Source organism: Nocardia glycosmidis (genome assembly GCF_052545115.1).
This window is the reverse complement of sequence record NZ_JBQWRH010000024.1, coordinates 1-21,355: the sequence shown is the minus strand read 5'-3', so window position 1 is coordinate 21,355 and position 21,355 is coordinate 1. Positions and strand designations below refer to the sequence as shown.

24 protein-coding genes are annotated in these 21,355 nt (G+C 65.8%); 16 read left to right on the top strand and 8 right to left on the bottom strand.

The window, feature by feature from the left end; genetic code table 11:
• Positions 1 to 3 precede the first annotated feature (3 nt).
• Entirely contained in the window at positions 4 to 447 is a 444-nt protein-coding gene (locus ACT86A_RS24490) for a Fur family transcriptional regulator (RefSeq protein ID WP_445094557.1), read from the bottom strand.
• A 199-nt stretch (positions 448 to 646) separates the two neighbouring features.
• Here ACT86A_RS24490 and ACT86A_RS24485 point away from each other — a divergent pair, with 199 nt between their 5' ends.
• Positions 647 to 1,603, top strand: coding sequence for an alpha/beta fold hydrolase (locus tag ACT86A_RS24485; RefSeq protein WP_445094556.1), 957 nt, complete (start codon positions 647 to 649; stop codon positions 1,601 to 1,603).
• Between the two features lie 77 nt (positions 1,604 to 1,680).
• Here ACT86A_RS24485 and ACT86A_RS24480 read toward each other — a convergent pair whose 3' ends face one another.
• Positions 1,681 to 1,935 (bottom strand): DUF7161 family protein, encoded by a 255-nt coding sequence (locus ACT86A_RS24480; RefSeq protein ID WP_445094555.1) that lies wholly within the window; start codon positions 1,933 to 1,935, stop codon positions 1,681 to 1,683.
• A 178-nt stretch (positions 1,936 to 2,113) separates the two neighbouring features.
• On the opposite strand from ACT86A_RS24480, the gene ACT86A_RS24475 reads away from it, so the two are divergent.
• The 5 genes from ACT86A_RS24475 to ppk2 all read left to right on the top strand — a co-directional run bounded on the left by ACT86A_RS24475 (position 2,114) and on the right by ppk2 (position 7,503).
• Positions 2,114 to 3,061 carry an EamA family transporter gene (locus ACT86A_RS24475; protein ID WP_445094554.1) on the top strand — a complete coding sequence of 316 codons (948 nt, stop codon included), beginning with the start codon at positions 2,114 to 2,116 and terminating at the stop codon, positions 3,059 to 3,061.
• A gap of 279 nt (positions 3,062 to 3,340) precedes the next feature.
• Positions 3,341 to 4,681 (top strand): metallophosphoesterase family protein, encoded by a 1,341-nt coding sequence (locus ACT86A_RS24470; RefSeq protein ID WP_445094553.1) that lies wholly within the window; start codon positions 3,341 to 3,343, stop codon positions 4,679 to 4,681.
• Between the two features lie 70 nt (positions 4,682 to 4,751).
• Positions 4,752 to 5,942 carry a glycosyltransferase 87 family protein gene (locus ACT86A_RS24465; protein ID WP_445094552.1) on the top strand — a complete coding sequence of 397 codons (1,191 nt, stop codon included), beginning with the start codon at positions 4,752 to 4,754 and terminating at the stop codon, positions 5,940 to 5,942.
• Positions 5,943 to 6,122: 180 nt separating this feature from the next.
• A complete protein-coding gene (locus tag ACT86A_RS24460; protein ID WP_445094551.1) occupies positions 6,123 to 6,557 on the top strand; it encodes a hypothetical protein in 435 nt (144 codons plus the stop codon).
• Between the two features lie 10 nt (positions 6,558 to 6,567).
• Positions 6,568 to 7,503, top strand: coding sequence for a polyphosphate kinase 2 (gene ppk2 / locus ACT86A_RS24455; protein WP_445094550.1), 936 nt, complete (start codon positions 6,568 to 6,570; stop codon positions 7,501 to 7,503).
• Between the two features lie 167 nt (positions 7,504 to 7,670).
• On the opposite strand, the gene ACT86A_RS24450 is transcribed toward ppk2, so the two are convergent.
• The gene (locus ACT86A_RS24450) at positions 7,671 to 8,327 is read right to left on the bottom strand and encodes a hypothetical protein (protein WP_445094549.1); all 657 of its coding nucleotides are present in this window, start codon (positions 8,325 to 8,327) and stop codon (positions 7,671 to 7,673) included.
• Between the two features lie 364 nt (positions 8,328 to 8,691).
• On the opposite strand from ACT86A_RS24450, the gene ACT86A_RS24445 reads away from it, so the two are divergent.
• The 4 genes from ACT86A_RS24445 (at position 8,692) to ACT86A_RS24430 (ending at position 11,084) form a co-directional block, all read left to right on the top strand.
• Positions 8,692 to 9,078 (top strand): VOC family protein, encoded by a 387-nt coding sequence (locus tag ACT86A_RS24445; protein WP_445094593.1) that lies wholly within the window; start codon positions 8,692 to 8,694, stop codon positions 9,076 to 9,078.
• Positions 9,079 to 9,214: 136 nt separating this feature from the next.
• On the top strand, positions 9,215 to 10,459 hold the full coding sequence (locus ACT86A_RS24440) for an inorganic phosphate transporter (protein WP_445094548.1): 1,245 nt from the start codon (positions 9,215 to 9,217) through the stop codon (positions 10,457 to 10,459).
• Between the two features lie 3 nt (positions 10,460 to 10,462).
• Positions 10,463 to 10,762 (top strand): hypothetical protein, encoded by a 300-nt coding sequence (locus tag ACT86A_RS24435; RefSeq protein ID WP_445094547.1) that lies wholly within the window; start codon positions 10,463 to 10,465, stop codon positions 10,760 to 10,762.
• A 10-nt stretch (positions 10,763 to 10,772) separates the two neighbouring features.
• On the top strand, positions 10,773 to 11,084 hold the full coding sequence (locus ACT86A_RS24430; RefSeq protein WP_445094546.1) for a DUF3349 domain-containing protein: 312 nt from the start codon (positions 10,773 to 10,775) through the stop codon (positions 11,082 to 11,084).
• Between the two features lie 126 nt (positions 11,085 to 11,210).
• Here ACT86A_RS24430 and ACT86A_RS24425 read toward each other — a convergent pair whose 3' ends face one another.
• Together ACT86A_RS24425 and ACT86A_RS24420 are read right to left on the bottom strand one after the other, a co-directional pair.
• Positions 11,211 to 12,242, bottom strand: coding sequence for a phosphotransferase family protein (locus ACT86A_RS24425; protein WP_445094545.1), 1,032 nt, complete (start codon positions 12,240 to 12,242; stop codon positions 11,211 to 11,213).
• On the bottom strand, positions 12,239 to 13,432 hold the full coding sequence (locus tag ACT86A_RS24420) for an acyl-CoA dehydrogenase family protein (protein ID WP_445094544.1): 1,194 nt from the start codon (positions 13,430 to 13,432) through the stop codon (positions 12,239 to 12,241). Before ACT86A_RS24420 ends, ACT86A_RS24425 begins: the two co-directional genes overlap by 4 nt.
• Positions 13,433 to 13,564: 132 nt before the next feature.
• Between ACT86A_RS24420 and ACT86A_RS24415 the strand changes: the two genes are divergently transcribed.
• The 3 genes from ACT86A_RS24415 to ACT86A_RS24405 are packed head-to-tail and all read left to right on the top strand — an operon-like array spanning position 13,565 to position 14,788.
• On the top strand, positions 13,565 to 14,170 hold the full coding sequence (locus ACT86A_RS24415) for a TetR/AcrR family transcriptional regulator (protein ID WP_445094543.1): 606 nt from the start codon (positions 13,565 to 13,567) through the stop codon (positions 14,168 to 14,170).
• 31 nt (positions 14,171 to 14,201) lie between these two features.
• Positions 14,202 to 14,336 carry a hypothetical protein gene (locus ACT86A_RS24410; protein WP_445094542.1) on the top strand — a complete coding sequence of 45 codons (135 nt, stop codon included), beginning with the start codon at positions 14,202 to 14,204 and terminating at the stop codon, positions 14,334 to 14,336.
• Entirely contained in the window at positions 14,333 to 14,788 is a 456-nt protein-coding gene (locus tag ACT86A_RS24405; protein WP_445094541.1) for a nuclear transport factor 2 family protein, read from the top strand. Before ACT86A_RS24410 ends, ACT86A_RS24405 begins: the two co-directional genes overlap by 4 nt.
• 78 nt (positions 14,789 to 14,866) lie before the next feature.
• Here ACT86A_RS24405 and ACT86A_RS24400 read toward each other — a convergent pair whose 3' ends face one another.
• The 3 genes from ACT86A_RS24400 to ACT86A_RS24390 all read right to left on the bottom strand — a co-directional run bounded on the left by ACT86A_RS24400 (position 14,867) and on the right by ACT86A_RS24390 (position 18,376).
• On the bottom strand, positions 14,867 to 15,268 hold the full coding sequence (locus ACT86A_RS24400) for a tautomerase family protein (RefSeq protein WP_445094540.1): 402 nt from the start codon (positions 15,266 to 15,268) through the stop codon (positions 14,867 to 14,869).
• A 1-nt stretch (position 15,269) separates the two neighbouring features.
• Complete coding sequence (mdlC, locus tag ACT86A_RS24395) at positions 15,270 to 16,880, bottom strand: benzoylformate decarboxylase (RefSeq protein ID WP_445094539.1); 1,611 nt, start codon at positions 16,878 to 16,880, stop codon at positions 15,270 to 15,272.
• Between the two features lie 335 nt (positions 16,881 to 17,215).
• Positions 17,216 to 18,376 carry an alpha-hydroxy-acid oxidizing protein gene (locus ACT86A_RS24390; RefSeq protein ID WP_445094538.1) on the bottom strand — a complete coding sequence of 387 codons (1,161 nt, stop codon included), beginning with the start codon at positions 18,374 to 18,376 and terminating at the stop codon, positions 17,216 to 17,218.
• A 503-nt stretch (positions 18,377 to 18,879) separates the two neighbouring features.
• On the opposite strand from ACT86A_RS24390, the gene ACT86A_RS24385 reads away from it, so the two are divergent.
• The 3 genes from ACT86A_RS24385 to ACT86A_RS24375 form a co-directional block, all read left to right on the top strand.
• Complete coding sequence (locus ACT86A_RS24385) at positions 18,880 to 19,293, top strand: SHOCT domain-containing protein (RefSeq protein ID WP_445094537.1); 414 nt, start codon at positions 18,880 to 18,882, stop codon at positions 19,291 to 19,293.
• A 317-nt stretch (positions 19,294 to 19,610) separates the two neighbouring features.
• A complete protein-coding gene (locus ACT86A_RS24380; protein ID WP_445094536.1) occupies positions 19,611 to 20,582 on the top strand; it encodes an AraC-like ligand-binding domain-containing protein in 972 nt (323 codons plus the stop codon).
• A 135-nt stretch (positions 20,583 to 20,717) separates the two neighbouring features.
• The coding region (locus tag ACT86A_RS24375; RefSeq protein WP_445094535.1) for an aldehyde dehydrogenase family protein at positions 20,718 to 21,355 on the top strand (638 nt) is incomplete at its 3' end.

The following is a 21,355-nucleotide window of genomic DNA, read 5'->3' as shown; positions in this document are numbered from 1 at the left end:
GGATCACGGATGTGATCGGGAAACCTGCGATTCCACGCAGTCGGGACACAGGCCCCTGTAGACGACCTCGGCTTCGTCGATCGCGAATCCGTGGTCATCGGAGGCAGTAAGGCACGGGGCCGCGCCGACGGCACAGTCGAGGTCGGCGATCACCCCGCATGACCGGCATACGACGTGGTGGTGATTGTCGCCGACCCGCGCCTCGTAACGTGCCACCGAACCGGGCGGCTGAATACGCCGGACCAAGCCGGCGACGGTGAGCGCGTTCAACGAGTCGTACACCGTCTGGTGGGACACCTCGGGCAGCTCGGATCGCACCGCGCGGATGATCGAATCCGTGTCGGCGTGCGGGTGGACGTGCACAGCGCTCAGCACCGTGACCCGGGGACGGGTCACACGCAGTGAAACTCCCCGCAGCATCTGCTGAAGCTCCGAGGCCGTCGGCATGCCTCGAAGTCTTCTCGGCTTTCTGGAACGAGTCAAGAGTCCGCGCCGAAGTCGTACCGTGACCCGTTTGCCCGCACACGTCACCTTGGTGGTGATCTGCCCACCCTCGGGGCCCTCGCCCCAGCACTCGGGGGCCTGATCCCGGCGGCGAAGGTAGCGGAGAGTTGAACGAGTCACCGCAAGCAGACCGGAGCCTCCCATGTCGATCTCCAGCACCATCGCCAACTCGGCAGAGCGTCGTCGCACGGTCTCGACCGCAGACGGTGTGGCACTCGCGGTTCGCGAATACGGCCCCCGCGATGCGGACCTCACAGTCGTCTTCTTGCACGGGCATTGCCTGCGCGCCGAGTCCTGGACCTACGTCCGCGACGCGCTGCTGCGCCGATACCCCGGCGCCCGGATCGTCTGCTACGACCACCGCGGCCACGGCGATTCCGCCGAAGCGTCCTGGCGCACCTACAACCTCGAGCAGCTCGGCTACGACCTGGGGGATGTTCTCGACACTGTCGCCCCCAGCGGACCGGTCGTCCTGGTCGGCCACTCGATGGGCGGTATGACCGCGCTGACCTACGCCAGCCAGAACCCGCACGAGATCGGCAGTCGCATCGTCGGCGTCGGACTCATCGCGACCGCTGCCAGCGGGCTCGCCGACGCCGGCTTCGGCCGCCTGCTGCGCACCCCAGCTGTTTCCGCATTCCAGTCCGCCGTCCGATACGCGCCGGGCCTGATGCACCGCGCGAAGCGTCTGGCCTGCACGCTCTTCGCCCCGATCATCCATACCGCCGAATTCGGCGATCGCAATGTCAGCCCTCGGGTACTCAGCCTGGCCAACGCGATGCGCAACCAGACGCCGATCGTGACGATGGCGAGCTTCCTGAGCGCCTTCATGGTCTATGACCAAACCGATGCGCTCGCAGTTCTCTCGAAGGTTCCCACATTGGTGCTGTGCGGCTCCGCCGACCTGATGACACCGCTGTCGCATTCCGTCGCGATGGCCGCCGCCATCGGGTACTGCGATTTCGTGCCGGCCGACGGCGCCGGTCACTCAGTGATTCTCGAGCAGCCGAACCAGGTTGCCGAGGCCATCGGACGCCTGATCACGCGAGCGGGTGGCGGCGCCGAACCCATTGCCACTCACCTCACACACGTTGCCTAGTCGGCTACACCAGACCGGCATCGGCTGATCTCCCCGCTGCGCCGACGGTTGAGTTCGATCCGTCGCGGGTCCACTGATCAGTAATCCGCGCAGAGCGCCAACTGGTCGAATACGACCAGGGCTATGGTCGTTGGGTCGTTCGGCGGATGCACCCGCAGTGTGTGGTGGGGGTTCGGTTCATCATCGAGGATGACCACTGTGTCGGTCCCGGGAGGTAGATCTGCGGGCCAGTCGATTTCATCGGTGGGTTCCGCGACCAGGATCCGGGCCAGCCTTCCTCGCAGCCCCTTCTGGTTGTATCGCAGTGGCGTAAGACCCTGATTTTCGCTCATGTGATGATCGGCTTCCTAATCTCGAATCACCTTGCACAGCTTTGCCGCAAGGTGACTCGTTCGCGCGAAGTTAGTGTGCTCGGCCTCGTGTTGCGGTCTCCGCCTTCTGCCTCCGCTCTGGGTTCGGCCGCCGAAAAACCCTTGGTCGAGATTGTGCCCCTCGGGCACACTGCCAGGCGTGGCCGTACTCGACAAGGACGCGCGGGCGTCGAGCAGGGCATGGGCATCCGGGCTGAGCCTGACCTCATGGGTGTTGTTCGCCGGTTCCGGCTCGCTCGCAAAGGCCGTGATGGACGCGGGCTGGTCCGCAGCCGCTGTGACGTCGGTGCGGATCGCGGTGGCCGCGGCACTGCTGGTGCCGGTGGTCGCGGTGCTTCGGCCGCGGGCTCTGTGGTTTCGCCGTGCCGACCTGTGGCTGCTGTTCAGCTATGGCCTGCTCGGCGTGGCCGGGGTGCAGCTGTTCTTCTTTGTTGCCGTGGCCCGGGTTCCGGTCGGGATGGCGATGGTGCTGGTCAACTTGGCGCCCGCGCTCGTCGCACTGTGGATCCGGGTGGTGCGGCGCACTCGGCTGCCCGGGTTGGTGTGGCTGGGTATCGGGCTGGCCATGGCCGGATTGGCGCTGGTGGTGGAGATCTGGCGAGGCAGCCGGCTGGATCTGCTCGGTGTAGCCGCCGGGCTGGGCGCGGCGATCTGCTCGGCGGGTTACTTTCTGCTCGGCGAGCACGGCGCGCGCAGGCACGACTCGTTCGGGCTTACCGCGGCCGGTCTGGCGATCGGCGCAGTGGTGGTAGTCGTGGTCAGCCCGCCGTGGACGCTGCCCCGGAGCCTCCTCACTGCCCCTGCGGTGCTCGGCGGTCTCCAAGCCCCGGTGTGGCTGGTGCTGCTGGTGCTGGCGGTGGTCGGCACCGTGCTGCCCTACCTTGCGGGGCTGCGGGCGTTGCGTGATCTCCCCTCGGCTTGGGCCAGCGTGCTGGCCCTGGTGGAGCCGCTGGTTGCCGCTATGCTGGCGTGGTTGCTGCTCGGCCAGGCGCTCGGGTTGACGCAACTGGCCGGGGGCGTGTTACTCCTGGGCGGCGCAGTGTTGGTGCAGCTGGCAAAACCCGACACCGCTCTGGCCGCCGGGTGAACGCCGCTGATCCGGGCAACGTTTATTCAGGTAACCGGCGGCCAACCGACCGGTACAGCTCAACCAGTGTTCACGGGGTGGCACGGTTGCCTCGATAACGTCCGTCTCGTCGGTACATCGACGAGACCTACGTCAGGGGTTGTGATGGGCCACAACGATCCTTCCCGCAGGACGATGCTCACCGCGCTGACCGCGGCGGCGGCTTTTCCGGTCAGTGGGTTCACGTTGTTTGCGCCCCAATCTCTTTCGATGACAGCCCGGGACCTAGAGCTCATCACGGTGAGTGATCAGTCGGTGGCGGTCAGTTGGACGACCGCTGCGGCTGACCTGCTCGGCCGCTGGCGGCCGGTCGCAGCGGACACCGAACTCGCACTCGGTCCTGCGGATTCGAGCATGCCGCTCCCGGTCGTCTACTCCGACGACACACCCACCGCCTTCCATTACGTCGAAATCACCGGGCTCGAACCGGGCAGGCGCTATCGGCTGGAGGCCCGCTCACGCGGCGTGCGGGCGGTCTCCGGCTCGACGCGGCGTTGGTGGGATGACGAGCAGAGACATGAGTTCCGCACCCTGACGTCGCCGCCGGGTCGACTGCTGCGCACTATAGCGCTGGCCAACGACGTGCACTTCGGGGAGGAGATCAGTGGCCAGATCCTGGCCGCGTTGCCGACCGGTGTGCGGCAGGAGCCGGGGATGGCCCCGTATCCGGCCGTGATGCTGGAGGCGCTGCTGAGCGACGTGGGCGCGCCGGATCGCAACGTCGACCACGTGGTGCTGGCAGGCGACCTCACCAGTTGCGGCACCGCGACCGAATCTCGCGCGCTGCGGGGGCGCCTCGACAAGTGGGGCGAGTTCGGCCGAGATCTGTTGGTGTGCCGGGGAAATCACGACCGGCCGCGAGTCGGCGCGAACTGGCGATCGGGTCTGCAAGTGCCCGGAACCGCGCACCACGACTGTTGGGGCCCGCACTTCCTGCCCCGGCAGCGACTATTCAGCTACGATCTGGACGGGCTGCGCGTGATCGGTCTCGACACCACGGATCTCGACGGCTCCGGCGGCCGCATCGACGCCGATCAGATGTCTCGCCTCAGCAGTCTGCTCCGCGCTGAACCCGACCAGCCGACATTGGTTTTCGGCCATCACCCGGTCACCAGGGAGTCGGGGCTGAGCAACCTCGGCGGCCCCGGCTTCGTGCTCAACCGGCACGACGCGGCCGCGGTGCACCGCCTATACGGCCGCTTCCCGGGGGTATTCCTACACCACAGTGGGCACACGCACCGCAATCGACGTACACGCCCGGACACCCCCATCGCGGTGGAGTTCCTGGAGGTGGCCTCGATCAAGGAATACCCGGCCGGTTACTCGCTGCTGCGGCTGTACGAGGGCGGATACATGGTCACCTTCCAGACCACCCGCACGGCCGCCGCCCGGCGCTGGAGCGCCCGAACCCGTACTCAACTGTTCGGGTTGCAGTCACGCTACAGCCGGGGATCCCTCGCCGACCGAAACCATGTGGTGCGCCGCGATCTGTCCGGGATCAAGCAGATACCGCAGCGACGCAAGGCCGCCCTTGCGGCCCAACGCCAGCCCCCTCGACTGCACGCAGCCGCCCAGCGATAACCGGCGCAAATTGCCGTGATTAGGCTGCGGCCTTGTGCGCGGGCTGTCATCGGTGTCGAGGTTGTGGTTGGTGTGGGTGGTAACGCGGACGGTGATGGTGGTGTTCACCGGTGTGACGGTGCTGCCGCACAGCGTCTGGGATGCCTCGGCCGCGGATTTGACGCTATACCGCGGATGGGCCGAGCAGATCATGTCCCAGAATGCTTTCCCGCTGACGGACGAGCGCTGGCAGTACCCGCCCGGAGCGGGCGCACTGCTGCTGGTGCCCTGGCTGCTCGGCGGCGGGCTCGGCTACAACTGGTTTTTCTTCGCGCTGGTCGCCGCGGCGGATGCCGCCGTGCTGGGTTTGCTGATCCGGGCGGCACGGCGCGCCGGCTGGGAAACGGCGCAGGCAGGCCCATGGGTGTGGACGGTGGGCGTGGCACTGTTGGGCCGAGTCTGTTACGGCCGTTTCGATTTGATCGTGGCGGCGACCGCGGCCGCGGCGCTGCTGTGGGCGGCGCGCCGACCAGTGGCGGCCGGCGCAGCCGTTGCCGCGGGTGTGTTGCTGAAAGTCTGGCCGGTGGTGGTTGTGCTGGGGTTGCGGCGGCGCGCACTGTGGCGGATCAGCGCGGTGGCCGCCGGCATCGGTCTGACGGCCACCGTGGGATTGACAGCGCTGGGTCCAGGCTCCTGGTCTTTCCTCGAGTTCCAGTCGAAGCGTGGGTTGCAGCTCGAATCTGTTGCTGCCACACCGCTGTTGATTGCTCGACTGATGACCGGCGGCTGGAGCATCGTCCATCGTTATGGGGCCGAGGAGCTATCGGGGCCCGCGGTGGCCATCGTGGCTCGAGGGTGCGTGGTTGCCATGGCCGTCGGCGGCGCGATTTTGCTGATCATCTGGTGGCGCGCGCGGCCCCCGGCGCCGGACCTGGTACTGGCCGCGGTGCTGCTCGCCCTGGTGACCAGCCGGGTACTCAGCCCGCAGTACCTGGTGTGGGCGGTGGCAGTGGCCTCGGTCTGCGCGCTCGACCCACGCACCACGCAACGGCCCGTGCTGGTGCTGGTGCTGGCGACCGCGCTGATGAGCCAGGTGGAATTCCCATTCCTCTACGATCGGGTAGCCACCGGAAGCTGGCCGGGAGTAATAGCTCTGACGGTGCGCAACGGCCTGCTGCTCGGTGCGACTGTCTGGTCGGTTTTTCGGCTGAGCCGCAATATGTCTCGCGAAAATGCGGAATGCAGTCGGTCGGTGGCATTTTTGAGCGCCGCATCGTCCTGAAGTATTCCGTAAGCGAGGCAGGGCTGTCGGCTATCAGAGCGCATTTCGGGATCATGCCGTTATGACCTCGCCGCCGCGCGTTAAGGCCCTGGTCGAACTGTGCGGGTTGAATCGTGTTACGGGGTAGCTGGAAAGGGGCTGCCGAAGGTACTGCTGCACGATTCCGGTGAGCTGTGGATCGTGGAGATCAAACGAATGAACTACCACCTCACCGACGAGGAGTACAACCGCGCGATCAACTACCTCTATGCCCTGGACAGCTTTCTGAACGATAATCCGCGCGTCGGCACGCAATTCCCGCGCCGCAGATTGACTTTCATCGTCGACCACATCGACAAGCTGCGCCCGGCCTCATTGTCGTCACTGGACAGCGACGCCCGCATCGATCGTCGTACCTGGCGGGAACTGCTCGATTCGACACGACGCGCACCGCGACTTCCTCGAGCGGGTCTACATGACGCGCGGCGAGGAGGACGACCCCCCGTCGAGCGGAGCCCGGGCAGGCTGAGTATCGAACCGAGATTGCACATCGCAGCGCCGGTTGCCGAGGATGGCCGGCTTCGTCGGCTTCTGGCGCTTTCGACTGTTCACCTTTCGGAAAGAATCTGTCGATAGTGTCCTGAGAATGACCGACACCGCGACACGGCAGCTATTGCGTGACTTCAGCGAGATCGGCGACCTCGAGTCCGCGGTCGACCTGTCCGACACTGCCGGTTTCCTCGTCGATGATGTCGACGATGACGACCCGATCCTGATCACTGCCGGGGGCGGCTTCGTCGTCGACACCTGGCGCGAGGGCTACCCCTACGACGAGCGCCTGGCCCGGGACAGCTACGAGGCCGACAAACGCCTGCTGCAGATCGAGTTGCTCAAGCTGCAGAACTGGGTCAAGGCGACCGGACGCAGGCTGGTGATCGTGTTCGAGGGCCGTGATGCCGCCGGTAAGGGCGGAACGATCAAGCGGTTCATGGAGCACCTCAACCCACGCGGCGCACGCGTAGTGGCGCTGGAGAAGCCGACCACTCGCGAGTCCACCCAGTGGTACTTCCAGCGCTACGTCGAGCATCTACCCGCGGGCGGCGAAATCGTGCTGTTCGACCGCTCCTGGTACAACCGTGCCGGAGTCGAACGGGTCATGGGTTTCTGCACCCCCGAACAGCATCAGCGATTTCTGGCCCAGGTCCCGCTTTTCGAGCGCATGCTGGTCGACGACGGCATCGACCTCGTCAAATTCTGGTTCTCGGTGTCCGCGTTGGAACAGCGCACTCGCTTCGCCATCCGCCAAGTCGACCCGGTCCGCCACTGGAAGCTGTCTCCGATGGATCTGGCGTCGCTCGACAAGTGGGACGACTACACCGCCGCCAAAGAAGAGAGCTTCGAGCACACCGACACCGACTACGCCCCGTGGATCGTGGTCAAGAGCAACGACAAGAAACGCGCCCGCCTCAACGCCATGCGCCACGTGCTCGGTCTTTTCGACTACGTGAACAAGGACCACGAGATCGTCACCCCCGCCGACCCACTCCTGGTGGGGCGTGCCTGCGACGTCATCGGCTCCTGACGCACGCGAACGCCTGCCGACCCCAGCTCTGCCAGGAGATGAGGAGCGCGGATCTCGCTGCCTCGAGAAGCTGATCGAGGCGAAACAGGTGTCCGGGCGTTGGCGGCCTGGCGCTCAACGCGAGAATCGCCCCCGCCGATCCGGCGCGCTATCGCGGAATCCGGTGGTCAGGGATTCGTCTGCGCCGGTATTCGGACGGCGATTTCACCACTCAGTTCGTGGTTGCCGGAAAGCCGCAATTTGTCGCCGCTCCAGAATCGGCCCGGGTCGTACCAGTCGGGGCTACGGTGCTGCCGCAACAGTCCCATCGACTGATATGTCGCGGCGACGATTTCGGCGCAGTACGCGTTCTCCAGCTCCCGGGCAGCCGACCGACTCGGCTTTCGGCGCGGAAGGCGCGCGCGGCCGCGGAGCCAGCGCCCGGCGAGACCGGCGGTGGAGGGGAACGGGGTGCCGTCGAGCCGGGCGATGGTACGCAGCACACTGTCCTCCATCTCGCGGGTAGCAGGAGGATCCAGCTGGCGTAACCAGACCCGCTGGCCATAGCGGTGCGCCCACACCAGCACCGCATCGCGCAGGTTGTGCAGCTGAACGCCGCGGTGCGTCGTTCCCGACCACATGTCGGGCAGGGATCGTCCGAGCTCCGCGTGCCAGATCAGCGCGGGCAGATCATCGATCACCACGGACATCCCGACATGGTTCACCGGGCTGTTCGTCGTCATCCGGATCACCCGGTCGGCTGCCGAATGGCCCCGGAATAGCCAGATGTCACCTGTTCTTGTGACCTCGACCGCTTTGTCGAGACTTATGCCCGTCCCCGTCATGGTCGTAGCCTATGCGCTATGAGGTGGTGGAAGGTATTGGGATTGGCGGGTGCGGCCGGTGTGGTCGCCACTGGTGTCGTGGTGGTGCGCGCCGAGCGCCGCCGCCGGGCCTATACTCCCGACCAGGTCCGCGAACAACTACACGTGCGATTCGCCCGGGCGACGTCAGACCCGGAAGCTGTCGAAACAAGCGCTCCCGAACAGGGCGTACCGTCCCGTGTCGGTAGCTATATCCGACGATTGTTCCGGCGCCGATCCCAACGGGGATACGCGCCGCGGATGTCGCCCTGATTCGAGACATCACGAGCCCGCTGCGCTCGATCGTCGAGCGGTGGCCCATCGACCGAGAGGAACCAAAGCCGTGATCCGCATCAACATCACCAGCGTGTTCGTCGACGACCAGGCCAAGGCGCTTGCGTTTTACACCGAGAAGCTGGGGTTCATCAAGAAGACCGACCAGCCGGTCGGCGAGGCCCGTTGGCTCACCGTGGTTTCCCCCGCCGCCCCGGAGGGCGTCGAGTTGCTGCTGGAGCCGGACGGCCACCCGGCGGCAGTCGCGTTCAAGAAGGCTCTGGTCTCCGACGGCATCCCGTTCACCCAGTTCGCCGTCGACGATGTGTACGCCGAGGCCGAGCGACTCAGGGGGCTCGGCGTCGAGTTCACCCAGGACGCGACCGAAATGGGGCCGGTGGTCACCGCCGTCTTCGACGACACCTGCGGAAACCTGATCCAGATCGTCGCCAGGACGTAGTCGCCGACCACCAGATGAGTTCGCCTGGAAATATGGATGAACTCATCCCTGCCTGCAGGAAAACGCGCTGATCGCCTGAAGTTTCGGCGAGCCCGAACCGATTGTCGGATGGGAAGCGGGGCCGCACACTTGCGTGGTGAACAGCGAATTGATCATTTTGCTGTTGGTGATCGTCACGGCTCTCGCCTTCGATTTCACCAACGGTTTCCACGACACGGGCAACGCGATGGCCACGTCCATCGCGACGGGTGCCCTGAAGCCCAAGACGGCCGTTGCTCTTTCCGCGGTCCTGAATCTGGTCGGCGCGTTCTTGTCGGTCGAGGTCGCGTTGACGGTGACCAACGCGGTGATCAAGATCCAGAACAAGGACGGCTCACCCAAGCCCGAATTCACCGCCGATCACGGCCGAGCGTTGTTGATCATCGTGATGGCCGGTCTCATCGGCGGCATCATCTGGAACCTGCTGACCTGGCTGCTCGGCCTGCCGAGTTCCAGCTCACATGCCCTGTTCGGCGGAATGATCGGGGCTGCCTTGGTTTCCGGCGCCGGAGTGGTGTGGATCGGACACGGCAAGATCGATGGTGTGGTCGGCAAGGTGATCATGCCCGCGCTGTTCTCGCCGGTGATCGCCGGCATCGTCGCCGCGGTCGGTACGTTCCTCATCTTCAAGTTCGTTGCCGGTGTCGCAGAACGATTCACCGAGGCGGGCTTTCGGTGGGGCCAGATCGGCACGGCGTCGCTGGTTTCGCTCGCGCACGGCACCAACGATGCACAGAAGACGATGGGCATCATCACGCTGGCTCTTATCGGATACAGCGCCGCCACGCCGGATTCGACCGGCATCTTCGCCTGGCACGACACCCATAACGTGCCGCTCTGGGTCAAGATCGCGTGCGCGGCGGCCATCGCTCTGGGCACCTACATCGGGGGTTGGCGCATCATCCGGACCCTCGGTAAGGGTTTGATCGAGATCAGCTCACCACAGGGCATGGCTGCGGAGGCGTCCTCGGCGACGATCATCCTCGCTTCGAGTCATCTCGGATTCGCGTTGTCCACTACACATGTGGCAACCGGTTCGATCCTCGGTTCCGGTGTCGGCAAGCCTGGTGCCACGGTTCGCTGGAGCATCGCGTTGCGCATGGTCGCGGCGTGGGTCATCACATTGCCCGCCGCGGCCGTGGTGGGAGGAGTCATGTGGGTCGTTGCCGCCAAGATCCCGACGTTGGCCGGGCCGCTGGTCGCGTTCGCAATTCTGTGCGGATTGTCGGGTTACATGTACTGGCGCGCACAGCAGCAGAAGGTCGACCACAACAATGTCAATGCCGAATGGGACGACGAGAGCAACGCTGTCACCCCGGCTGACGCGATCGCGAAGGTCTAGCACATGGAAACCATCAAGCTCGTCCTGGATTCCGTCTGGAAAATCCTGCTCGTCGGGCTCGTGCTCGGCGCCGGTCTGCCCGCCCTGTTCGCCATCGGCGTGCGGGGCCTGGCGATCGGTAACGGCCACGAATCCACCGACGGCGTGGTCCACAAACCGAACCTGCTCGGCAATGTGCTGGCGGCAGTCTCGTTCCTGGTCGTGATCGCCGCGATCGCCCTCGGAATCACCATTATCGTCGCGTCGGGCTTCGGGATGAAAGTCAGCTTCGAGCACATTTATCCGACTCTGGTCGAGAAGTAGAGGATCGCAGATGAACCAGAGAAACAACAGCGACAGCGTCATGACCCAGATCCTCGACTGGCTGCGGGCAGGCTATCCCGAAGGCGTGCCGCCGAAGGACTACTTCCCGCTGTTGGCGTTGCTGAAGAAGTCGCTGACCGATGACGAACTGCACCAGGTGATCGGTCGATTGCTGGCCGAGCGCCCGGACACCGTCGACCGCGCCCATGTCGAGGCCGCCATCATCATGGTGACCCAGAACCAGCCGAGCGAAGAGGAACTGCGGCAGGTGGCCGCGAAACTCGCCGCAGGTGGATGGCCCCTGACCGGCTTCGCCGACTGAGAGCCGGCCCTGCATCGGACAGTCCGCTGCCCCGCTGAGAGTCGACGGGGATGAGCGTGCGGTTCGCCGGGACGATGACGGGATCGGCGCGGTCGGCGCCACCCGCCATCGTCCCTGGATCTCCCGTCATCGGGTGCCCGTCAGGGTTCGCAGTCCTGCGGCGGCGAGCGGCGCGACGGCGTCGCCGACCTTGTCGAACCCGTCGCCGCGGGTCATCCCCTGCTGAAAGCGGGCGTGGATGCCCTCGGCGATCACGGCGATCTTGAAGTAGCCGAGTGTGAGGTAGAACCGCAGATTGTCCAGGTCGCGTCCGCTGGATCGGGCGTACCGCTCGGCGAGATCGGTGACGCTCGGCAGCCGCGGGCTGGTCGAGGCGGCCGAGCCCGCCAGGACCGGCGCGAAGGTCGGATCGGTGTAGACCAGGTGCAGGCCGAGGTCGGCGAGCGGGTCGCCGAGGGTCGCCATCTCCCAGTCGAGCACTGCCAGCACTCGGCTCGCATCGTTCGGGTCCAGAATCGCATTGTCGATGCGGTAATCACCGTGCACGATCGAACTGCCCAGTTCCGCTGGGCATTCGGCGGCGAGCCGCGTGTGCAGCCGGTCGATATCGCCGAGTTCGCGGGTGCGAACGCGCTGCCATTGGTCGTACCACCGTTGCACCTGCCGACGCAGATAGCCCTCGGGACGCCCGAATTCGGTCAACCCGACCTCGACGGGGTTCACCGCGTGCAACGTGGCGAGCACGTCGATCAGGCTGTAGGCACAGCTGTCGATCTCGGCCTGCGGCAGGGAGTGCAGATCGTCGAGCGTACGCACCACCTTGCCTGCGACGAACTCCATCACCGTGAATGGGACACCGAGCACGTCGGCGTCCGCCAGTGCGGTGGCGCGCGCGACCGGAACATGGGTGCCCTGCAGCGCGGCCACCACCCGGTATTCGCGTTGCATGTCGTGGGCCGACGGGGTGAGGTTCCCGAGTGGTGGACGGCGCAACACCCAGGTGCTGTGCCCGTCGGAGAGTCGGTAAGTCAGGTTGGATCGGCCGCCCTGCAGCAATTCGGCAGTGAGCCGGCCACGGAATTCCGGTACTCGCTCCGTGAAGAAACGCTGCAGGGCGGGCAGGTCCAGCCCATCGGTTGTGGCCTGCGCCGCGCTCATTGGTTCGCCTGTGCGTCATGGCGGCGCAGCACTCGGCGTGCGATAGCCCAGCGGTGCGTCTCGGAGGGCCCGTCGTAAATCCGGAACGGGCGCACCTCACGCAGGAACCGGCCGAGCAGGATGTCGCCGGATACGCCGAGCGCTCCACAGATCTGGAAGGAGCGGTCGACGACCCGCCAGACCGCCTCGGCGGTGAAGGTCTTGGCGATCGACGTCGCCTGTGACGCAGAGCGGCCCTGGTCGAGTTCCCAGCATGCCTGCAGGGTGAGCCCGCGGGCGGCGGCGATGTCGATCTCGTTGTCGGCGATCATCTGTTGCGCCATGCCCAGCTCACCCAGCCGGGAACCGAACAGGCGCCGTTGCGCCGCACGATCGACGGCGATGTCCTGCGCACGGCGGGCGATCCCGAGCCACCGCATGCAATGGGTCATCCGGGCCGGTCCCAGCCGGACCTGGGCGTAACGGAAGCCCTGGTCGACCTCGCCGAGTACTGCCTCGTCCGGAACGACACAGTTGTCGAACAGCAACTCGATGTGTCCGCCGTACAGACTCTCGTCGAGGGTCTCGATATGGCGAACCGTCTTCATACCGGGATTGTCGGCGTCTACCAGAAACATGGTCGCGCCGCCGGGGTCGCCCGGCGCCCCGGCAGTACGCGCGAAGCAGATCGCGAACCCGGCGCCGTCGGCGCCGGTGATGAACCACTTCCGGCCGTCGATACGCCACCCGCCGGGTACCCGCTGCGCCCGGGTGCTCAGCGCGCTGGGATCCGATCCGGCACCCGGCGCCGGCTCGGTCATCGCGAAGCAGGAGCGAAGCTCCCCCTGGGCGAGCGGGCGCAGGTATCGCTGCTTCTGCTTGTCGGTGGCGATGGCTTCCAGCATGTGCATGTTGCCCTCGTCCGGTGCGGCGATGTTGAGCGCGAGCGGTCCCAACAGCGAGTAGCCGGCCTCCTCGAACACCGCGGCCCGGCCGCACATATCCAGCCCGTGCCCACCGAACTCCACGCTGACGTGTGGGGCGAACACGCCGGCGCGTTTGGCCTCGCGCTGCAGGTCGATCCGCACTTGCTCGGAGGGGGCGACGCCGCGTTCGCGGTTCTCGACGGGGACCACCACGGTGCGAACGAACTCTGCGGTGCGCTGGGCGAGTTCGGCGACCTCCGGATCCGGCGCCAGGTCGACTGCCATGACAACTCCTCATTGGCTAATGACTATTAGCCAGGACGATATCTGGCCTTGCTGGCAGTAGGCAATATCTGATCTGTAGATCGGATTTCTCGGATCAATCGGCTACAATGCGCTAGCCGGACTGGAGGAGTAGTGAGTCGATTCGACGAGATTCGGACAGCAGCGTTGAACCTGTTCACCGAGCAGGGCTACGAAGCCACAACCATGGCCGACATCGGGGACGCTGTCGGTATCCGCGGTCCGAGCCTGTACAAACACGTGGCGTCGAAGCAGGACCTGCTCGCCGATATCATGATCGACACCATGCGGGCATTGCTCGCTGGATACGACTGCGCCATCGCCACCACCGGCGACACCACCGAACGTCTGCGCCGCGCCACCGAGGCCCACGTGCGCTATCACGCGCGGCACCGGCTCGAGGCCTTCGTCGGAAACCGTGAACTGCGCAGCCTGGCCGAACCGCATCGCACCCGGGTCTTGTCGCTGCGCGACAAGTACGAGACCGGCTTCCGCGGCCTCATCGACGCCGGAGTCGAGCAGGGCCGGTTCCAGGTTGTCTCGGCGCGCTTGGCTTCCTACGCCATCCTCGATCTGGGCATGGGCCTTGCCGCGTGGTATCGGCCGGACGGCGATCTCAGCGAGGACGCCGTCGTTTGGCAGTACAGCGAATTCGCTCTCCGTCTGGTGGGGGCCACTTCGGACCCGCTGCAGGGGCGGCCAGAGCTTATCGCGCATTGATCGGCTCGGTTTACGGCGGAAGGATGAATGAATGACGACTTCGACCACTCTTACGCTCGTCCCGGGTGCTACCGAAAAGACCGGCTCGCGCGTCGCGAGCAGACTGCGCGCGGCTGGGATCGCGGTGCGCACCGCCGCTCGAGCCGCTGCCGAGGCTGCCCGATGACACCGATCGGCGATCTCGGTGACTTCCGCGCCTTGGACCCGTTCTTCCGGATCATCGAGCAGGGGGTGGCCGGCCTCGTGGACGGTGACCACTTCTTCGACATGCTCGCCGACGACATCGTCATCGAATACGTGATCACGGTGCCGGGTTATCCGCGCCGCGTGGTCGGCCGGCAAGCCGTCGCCGATCTGTACCGACCCTACGGCGAGGTATTCGTCCTCGACCGCTGCCACGACCTGGCCGTCCACCACGACAAGGACACCGGCGTGGTCGTTCTCGAATACGCATCCCAAGGCCACACCGTCGCGACCGGCGCCGCATACGCCAACCGCTACATCTCGGTGTTGACAATCGCCAACCGCAAGATCGTGCACTGGCGCGACTACCTCGACCCGCTGGCGGTCTTCGACGCCATCGGCTGGCCGGCCGATACCGGCAACAACCGAAGCTGAACACGAAAGGCACGCAGCACCTCGGCCGCACAAGCCGATTTGTCCTGCGCCATACCGAAATCCGCTATTTCGGGCGCCTCACCTTCCCTTCTTGTCCAGCCACTGTGTCTCCGCACCGGGCTCCGGCAGTACCCGACCGCCTTCGACGGCCGACCGCGCCGGGCTGTCCTGGATCACTACCAGAACGTGCTCCTGGTCCACCCCGGAAATCTCAGCGGCGGCCGCTGAAAGTTTCAACGCCAGTTGGGTTGTCATCTGCTGCGGATGGCCTTGTCGCGCCCAACCGCTGATCAGCAGGGGCGCCCCCGGCTCCCCACCGACGAATACGCAGTCCACCGGCAGCTCGGAGAACACCACGTTGACATAGGCGGGTGGCACACGATTGGCAGCCGCGTGAATCCTGGTGATCTCGGCGGCCAGTGCGGCCTTGGCTTCAGCTATCAGCGTTCCCTGTGCAGTGGTGCAGGTATAGACGGGCATGTCAAAGCGTGGCCTTTTCCGGTTGGGTGGTCACCACGATGACTGTGGTGGTGCCGGATTCCAGTGCGAGCTCGAGCTCTTTTTCGAGGTCTCCGGTGGAGGTGACGTCGACGGCGTGGCAGCCCAGCCCCCGTGACACCGAGGCGATGTCCAGCCCGGGTAGGTCCAGCCCGGGCACACCTGGCGTCTGTTCCAGGTCGGCGAAGGATTTGAGGATCGAGTATTCGTGATTGCGCATCACGACATACACGATCGGCAGGTTTTGCTGCACTGCGGTCCACAGAGCCTGGACCGAGTACTGGAACGACCCGTCCCCGATCAAGCCGATCACCGGACGACTCACCCCACGGTCCCGGTCGCCGAGCGCGACGCCGACGGCCGCAGGCACGGCCCAGCCGATACCACCACTGGCGGTGGCGAAGAACGAGTCGGGCTCGACGGTGGGCAGCCACTCGGCATGTTGGGCCATCGTCGAGGTGGACTCGTTGACGAAGACGGCGTGGTCGGGCCGGGCCATGTTCAGCGCCGCGTAGACCTCGGCCGGGGTCAGCGGACTGCTCGGGTTTTCCGGCAATTCCCTGGGACGTGGCAAGGCCTTCGGCTGCACGCGGCCGCTGCCGTCACCCACCAATTCGGTGAGCAGTTCGATCGACAGCCGGGCATCGCCGAGCAGGCTGTCACCGGCCCGGGCAGCTGCGGCGACCGCTGGGTCGTCGGTGATCTGCAGCAGTTCCGTCCCGGCGGGGAGGATGTCGCCGGGCACGTAGGGGTAGTAGCGGAAGACCTCGGCCCCGATAACCACGACGAGATCGTGTCCGGCCAGTCGCTCGCCGACCGTCTTGACCGACATGCCGACCGAGCCCTGGTACAGGGGGTGGTCCTCGGGGAACGAGGCGCGGTCCGGAAGGGGCGGGCTGTAGACCGCGGCATTCAGTTTCTCCGCCAGCGCGATGCCGGCCTGCCATCCACGGGCGCGGTCGACGTCCGGCCCCAAGATCAGGGCCGGCCGATGACTCGCGGTGATGCGCGCCGCGAAGCGCCGCAGGCGCTCGGGATCGGGCGCATAGACCGTGCTGACATCGCGCACGACAGCGGGCCCTTCCAGCGGGTGGTTCCAGTCGTCGAGCGGAATGGACAGAAACACCGGCCCGGCGGGCGGTTGCACGGCCATCGCGTAGGCACGCATGAACGCTTCGGGCACGGACTCGGCGCGCGCGGGCTCGTAGGACCACTTCACCCACGGCCTCGGCATGTTCGCCGCGTCGCGGTTGCCCAGGTAGGGCTCACCGATCAGCAGTTCGCGGTGCTGCTGACCAGCCGTGACGATCAGGGGAGTGTGCCCGTGGTAGGCCGCGACCAGATTGCCGATGCTGTTGCCGACCCCCGCGGACGAGTGCAGGTTCACCAGCGCTGGGCGGCGGGTGGTCTGGGCGAACGCATCCGCCATCGCGATAACGGATGCTTCTTGCAGACCCAGCACATATGTGAAGTCGTCAGGGAAGTTCTTGAGGAACGTCTCCTCGGTGGAGCCCGGATTACCGAAGACGGTCGTCAGCCGCAGCGACCTCAACAAATCGTATGTCACGCTGTGCACGGTCGATTTCTCGGTCATGGTGCTCAACAGCTCCCTTCGCCGGCAGGCGCCGGCACCTCGGGCAAGCTGTCATCGTGTGCGTATAGAAATCCGGCCGGCGGCCGTTTTCTCCAGCCGTATGGCACACAATCCACAACAGACTGCCCAGCACGGGTGTTAACGCAATGACGAAACGAGACACTAATTGCCTTCGCATTGTGATGTCAATCATGCTGATAACCCAACCCAGCAGCCGAAAGGCTGGTAGGGCGCCGCGGTCCGCCGCCTCGACACCTATCTCACCTGCGGTGGGGCGAGTTGTTCCTGTGCGCGATCCGGGACGGGCATTCGCGGAATGAATTCGGAGGCGTGACTCATCGGACGGGCCGCAGCGCGGCGGGGGTGAGGTCGGCAAGGGTGGGGTAGCCGTCGACGGCCATGAGGAGGTCGGCTTCGGCGAGCAGGGAGCGCAGTACGTGGACGATGCCGTCGGCACCGGCGAGTGCGGCGCCGTAGGCGTAGGGGCGACCGATGCCGACGGCGGTGGCGCCGAGGGCGAGCGCTTTGATGATGTCGGAGCCGCCGCGGATACCGGAGTCGAACAGCACCGGCAGGCCGTCGGCGGCGGCGGCCACCTCGCAGAGGGCGTCGAGGGCGGGCTGGCCGCCGTTGGCTTGGCGGCCGCCGTGGTTGGAGCAGTAGATCGCGTCGACGCCGTTATCTATGGCGCGGCGGGCGTCGTCGGGGTGGCAGATGCCCTTCACGATCAGGGGCAGGTCGGTGAGCGACCGCAGCCAGGGCAAGTCGTTCCAGGTCAGAGGGTTACCGAAGACTTGTGCCCAGCGAAGCGCGACGGCGCGGGGGTCCTGCTCGGGGCTGCGGTCCAGGCCGGCCAGGAAGACTGGGTCGCAGGTGTAGTTGGCCAGGCAGTGTCCCCGCAGCTGCGGGAAGTTGCCGGTGTTCAGCTCGCGGGGCCGCCAGCCGGTGATCCAGGTGTCGAGGGTGACGACGATGCCCTTGAACCCGGCCTTTTCGGCACGGTTCACCAGGCTGGCGGCGAGGTCGCGGTCGGTCGGGGTGTAGAGCTGGAAGAACCCCGGGGTGTCACCGAATTCGGCGGCAACCTGTTCCATGGGGTCCACACTCAGGGTGGAAGCGATCATCGGGACGCCGGTGCGGGCGGCAGCGCGCGCGGTGGCCAGATCGCCGTGACCGTCCTGGGTGCACAGTCCGATGACACCCACCGGTGCCATGAACACCGGCGAGGGCAGTCTCATCCCGAGCAGGTCGATCGACATGTCACGGTCGGCCGCGCCGACGAACATCCGCGGCACCAACCCCCACCGCTCGAACGCGGCGACATTAGCGCGCTGGGTGCGCTCGTCGCCGGCGGCGCTGGAGACGTAGGACCACACCGACGGTGGCAGCGCCTGCTGCGCCCGCTCCTCCCACCCGGCGAAACTCATCGGCAAGGACGGCTGGGTCCCCAGCAGACCGGCGACGTAGATCTCGTTCTGGAAATCGGCGAATGCCACAGCTCTACCCTCTCGACGTAAGGGACTGCTTGGTGACCCGTCTACGAGGCTGCACTCAGGACGATATCTGAACAAGAATATGCAGAATTTCGCTGCCGAGAACGGTATCAAACGCGGGATTCAGCCGTACTGCCAACCGAGGAAGAGTTCGAACTCATCGACGCCCCGGCAGCTCGGCTGAGCGCTTCCTGGTCTGAGCTGGGCCGGGTTCTCGACGTCGACGCGGTCACCATGGCCCGGCGAATGAACCCACTGTTTCAGCCCGGGGCATATCGTGCACCACATTCGGCAATTTTTCGTCGAGCCCTGGCGTAGACGGCGTTGCTTGCTTATTTTTGAATCGCACCTCTGAGCATTTGGTCGAAAAGTGAGCGGGATCGTCGCACCGCAAGAAAACAAAGGTTTGTTTTCAGCCGAAGGGCCGACCAGAAGTCCGCTGCACTCGGCAGTCGGACTCGACGGCTGGCAATGACACGGGAAACATCGCCCGAGGAGGTCACAACATGAATACGTTCTGGGATTATCTGTGGTACACGATCCTCGTCTTCGCCTTCGTGGCGTACCTGATCGTGCTGTTCCAAATTATCGTAGATCTCTTCCGCGACCACTCCGTCTCCGGCGTCGCCAAAGCCGTGTGGGTGATCGCCCTGGTGGTGTTGCCGTACCTGACGGCGGTGGTGTACCTGATTGCCCGCGGGCGGGGCATGGCCCTGCGCACCCAACAGGCGCAGGCCGAGGCGAAGCAGGCCACCGATCAGTACATCCGGCAGGTCGCGGGCAAGTCTCCCGCCGAGAACATCGCCGACGCCAAGGCACTCCGCGACTCCGGTGTCATCACCGACGTGGAATTCGAACAGCTGAAGGCTCAGGCCTTGGGGCAGCCCGTTTCAGCACACAACGCGCCGACGGGACAGTGACACCGCGGCCCCGTGCATGATCCGCCGCCCGAAGCCATCGTCTACACCGACGCGCCGAATCGTGCGGGAGTGTCGACCCGGCTGAGAACGGCTTGTTCGGTAGCCGTCGTTGATCGTCATGCTCCAGCCCGCGGTGAGGATCTCGATCAGCCGGGTACCGCGGCTCAAAGGTGTCCCTGGTTTGCCAGGGCGCTACCGCCGCGTCTTCCTATTCATTCTGCCCCTATCGACACGCGCGGTGACGCTCGATAGTAAAATGTCGTACTCGCTATTCGATCATCGGCCGCGCCGAGCGCTGTCACCCGAGGATGTGCAGGATGAGCCCGAGAGATCTGGCGCCGGTACGCTACGACTGCGGTCCCGATCGAGGTGGTGACTCGCTCCTGGCTTGGCGCGCCGGGATCGAGGACTTCTTTCCGCCGCTGCGGATCGACGCGCTCGATACCCGATTCGCTGGAACGATCAGCGGTGCCCGCACTACCGACCTGCAGGTCACCGAAATCTCTGGCACATCGCACCAGGTCGCGCGCCGCCCCATCGGCCGCCGCCCCTCGGACGGCGAGTTCTTCAAACTCAACGTGCAACTCGAAGGTAGCGGGTCCGTGCGACAGGCCGGCAACGAGACCCGGCTACGGCCGGGATCGATCGTGATCTACGACCTCGCGCAGCCCTACGACCTCGTTTTCGAAGGCGACACCCGGTTCCTGATCGCACTGGTCCCCAAGCGCGCGCTCGGATTGCCCGGTGGCGTCGCGGCCGACCTTATGGGCGCCCCGCTCGCCTCGAGCGAGGGGACCGCCCCACTCGTGGCCTCCTATTTGCACAGTCTCGCGGACAACCTCGATATGCTCGCCGGGCCGTCCGCGGGGCGCGTCAGCCGCCTGTTCCTCGAGCTGGTCACCACGTTCCTCGGCGAGCAACTGAACCGGCGGAGCGGACCGGCACGCACCGACCTGAGCACGCTCACCATGATGATCTTGCGCTACATCGATGATCATCTCGCCGATCCGGAGCTCGATCCGGCGCGAATCGCCGAAGCGCATCACATCTCGGTGCGGTACCTGCACAAGCTGTTCGAACCGACCGGCGTGAGTGTCGGTCACTGGATCCGGCAGCGCCGGCTCGAACACACGCGCAGCGAACTCGCTGACTCCGCTCGGATCGATCAGACTGTCGCCGAGGTCGCGCGCCGATATGGTTTTCTGGATGCGGGCTACTTCGGACGGGTCTTCAAGCGCACCTACGGGATGACGCCGGGACAGTGGCGCGACAATCGTGCGCGACCGTGATATCCGAGTGCGCGATAGTCACACTCATTCGCGCGTGACCTGTTGCATTCTCCTTGTCAGTCCGCTCAGTCACGAATCGTGACGCGCCGGCCGATAGCCCCAGCCGACAGACCGTGCGGAGCCAAGGAGATTGTGATGCCCGACGTCCATACCGCCGACGACGCCCTGCTCGCACGTGTGCAGGCCACGCCCGAGACGGGCCGCGCCATCCCCGACGCCGCCACCGGCGAGACTATCGGTTACGCCCCGGAGCATGCCGTCGCCGATGTCGACACGGCCGTAGCCAGGGCGAAGGCGGCGCAGCCCGCCTGGGAAGAACTAGGTCACGAGGAGCGCTCCGCACTGCTGCTCGCCGCTGCCGACGCCGTCGAAGCGAACTCCGAGGCGCTGGCGCGGTTGCTCTCCCGCGAGCAAGGCAAGCCACTCGCGGGCCCGAACGCGCGCTTCGAAGTAGGCGCTTGCGCGGCATGGCTGCGCGACACGGCGACCACGGTGCTCGAACCCCAGGTGCTCATCGATGACGGCACCGACTACGCCGTGCTGGCCTACCGAGCCGTCGGTGTCGTCGCGGCGATCGGTCCGTGGAACTGGCCGTTGATGATCGCCATCTGGCAAATCGCGCCGTCGCTGCGGATGGGTAACACCGTCGTCGTAAAGCCCAGCGAATACACGCCGCTGAGTGTGCTGGCTCTTGTCGAAATCCTGAACGAGGTACTGCCCTCCGATGTGCTCGTGCCGGTTGTCTCCGGCCAGCGGGCAGTCGGGGGGGGGGG

Coding starts and splice junctions, on each gene's coding strand:
- ACT86A_RS24485 (WP_445094556.1), top strand. CDS start 647: ATGTCGATCTCCAGCACCATCGCCAACTCGGCAGAGCGTCGTCGCACG.
- ACT86A_RS24410 (WP_445094542.1), top strand. CDS start 14,202: ATGACGACTTCGACCACTCTTACGCTCGTCCCGGGTGCTACCGAAAAG.
- ppk2 (WP_445094550.1), top strand. CDS start 6,568: ATGACCGACACCGCGACACGGCAGCTATTGCGTGACTTCAGCGAGATC.
- mdlC (WP_445094539.1), bottom strand. CDS start 16,880: ATGACCGAGAAATCGACCGTGCACAGCGTGACATACGATTTGTTGAGG.
- ACT86A_RS24480 (WP_445094555.1), bottom strand. CDS start 1,935: ATGAGCGAAAATCAGGGTCTTACGCCACTGCGATACAACCAGAAGGGG.
- ACT86A_RS24400 (WP_445094540.1), bottom strand. CDS start 15,268: ATGCCCGTCTATACCTGCACCACTGCACAGGGAACGCTGATAGCTGAA.
- ACT86A_RS24435 (WP_445094547.1), top strand. CDS start 10,463: ATGGAAACCATCAAGCTCGTCCTGGATTCCGTCTGGAAAATCCTGCTC.
- ACT86A_RS24380 (WP_445094536.1), top strand. CDS start 19,611: ATGAGCCCGAGAGATCTGGCGCCGGTACGCTACGACTGCGGTCCCGAT.
- ACT86A_RS24425 (WP_445094545.1), bottom strand. CDS start 12,242: ATGAGCGCGGCGCAGGCCACAACCGATGGGCTGGACCTGCCCGCCCTG.
- ACT86A_RS24430 (WP_445094546.1), top strand. CDS start 10,773: ATGAACCAGAGAAACAACAGCGACAGCGTCATGACCCAGATCCTCGAC.
- ACT86A_RS24490 (WP_445094557.1), bottom strand. CDS start 447: ATGCCGACGGCCTCGGAGCTTCAGCAGATGCTGCGGGGAGTTTCACTG.
- ACT86A_RS24450 (WP_445094549.1), bottom strand. CDS start 8,327: ATGACGGGGACGGGCATAAGTCTCGACAAAGCGGTCGAGGTCACAAGA.
- ACT86A_RS24385 (WP_445094537.1), top strand. CDS start 18,880: ATGAATACGTTCTGGGATTATCTGTGGTACACGATCCTCGTCTTCGCC.
- ACT86A_RS24405 (WP_445094541.1), top strand. CDS start 14,333: ATGACACCGATCGGCGATCTCGGTGACTTCCGCGCCTTGGACCCGTTC.
- ACT86A_RS24420 (WP_445094544.1), bottom strand. CDS start 13,432: ATGGCAGTCGACCTGGCGCCGGATCCGGAGGTCGCCGAACTCGCCCAG.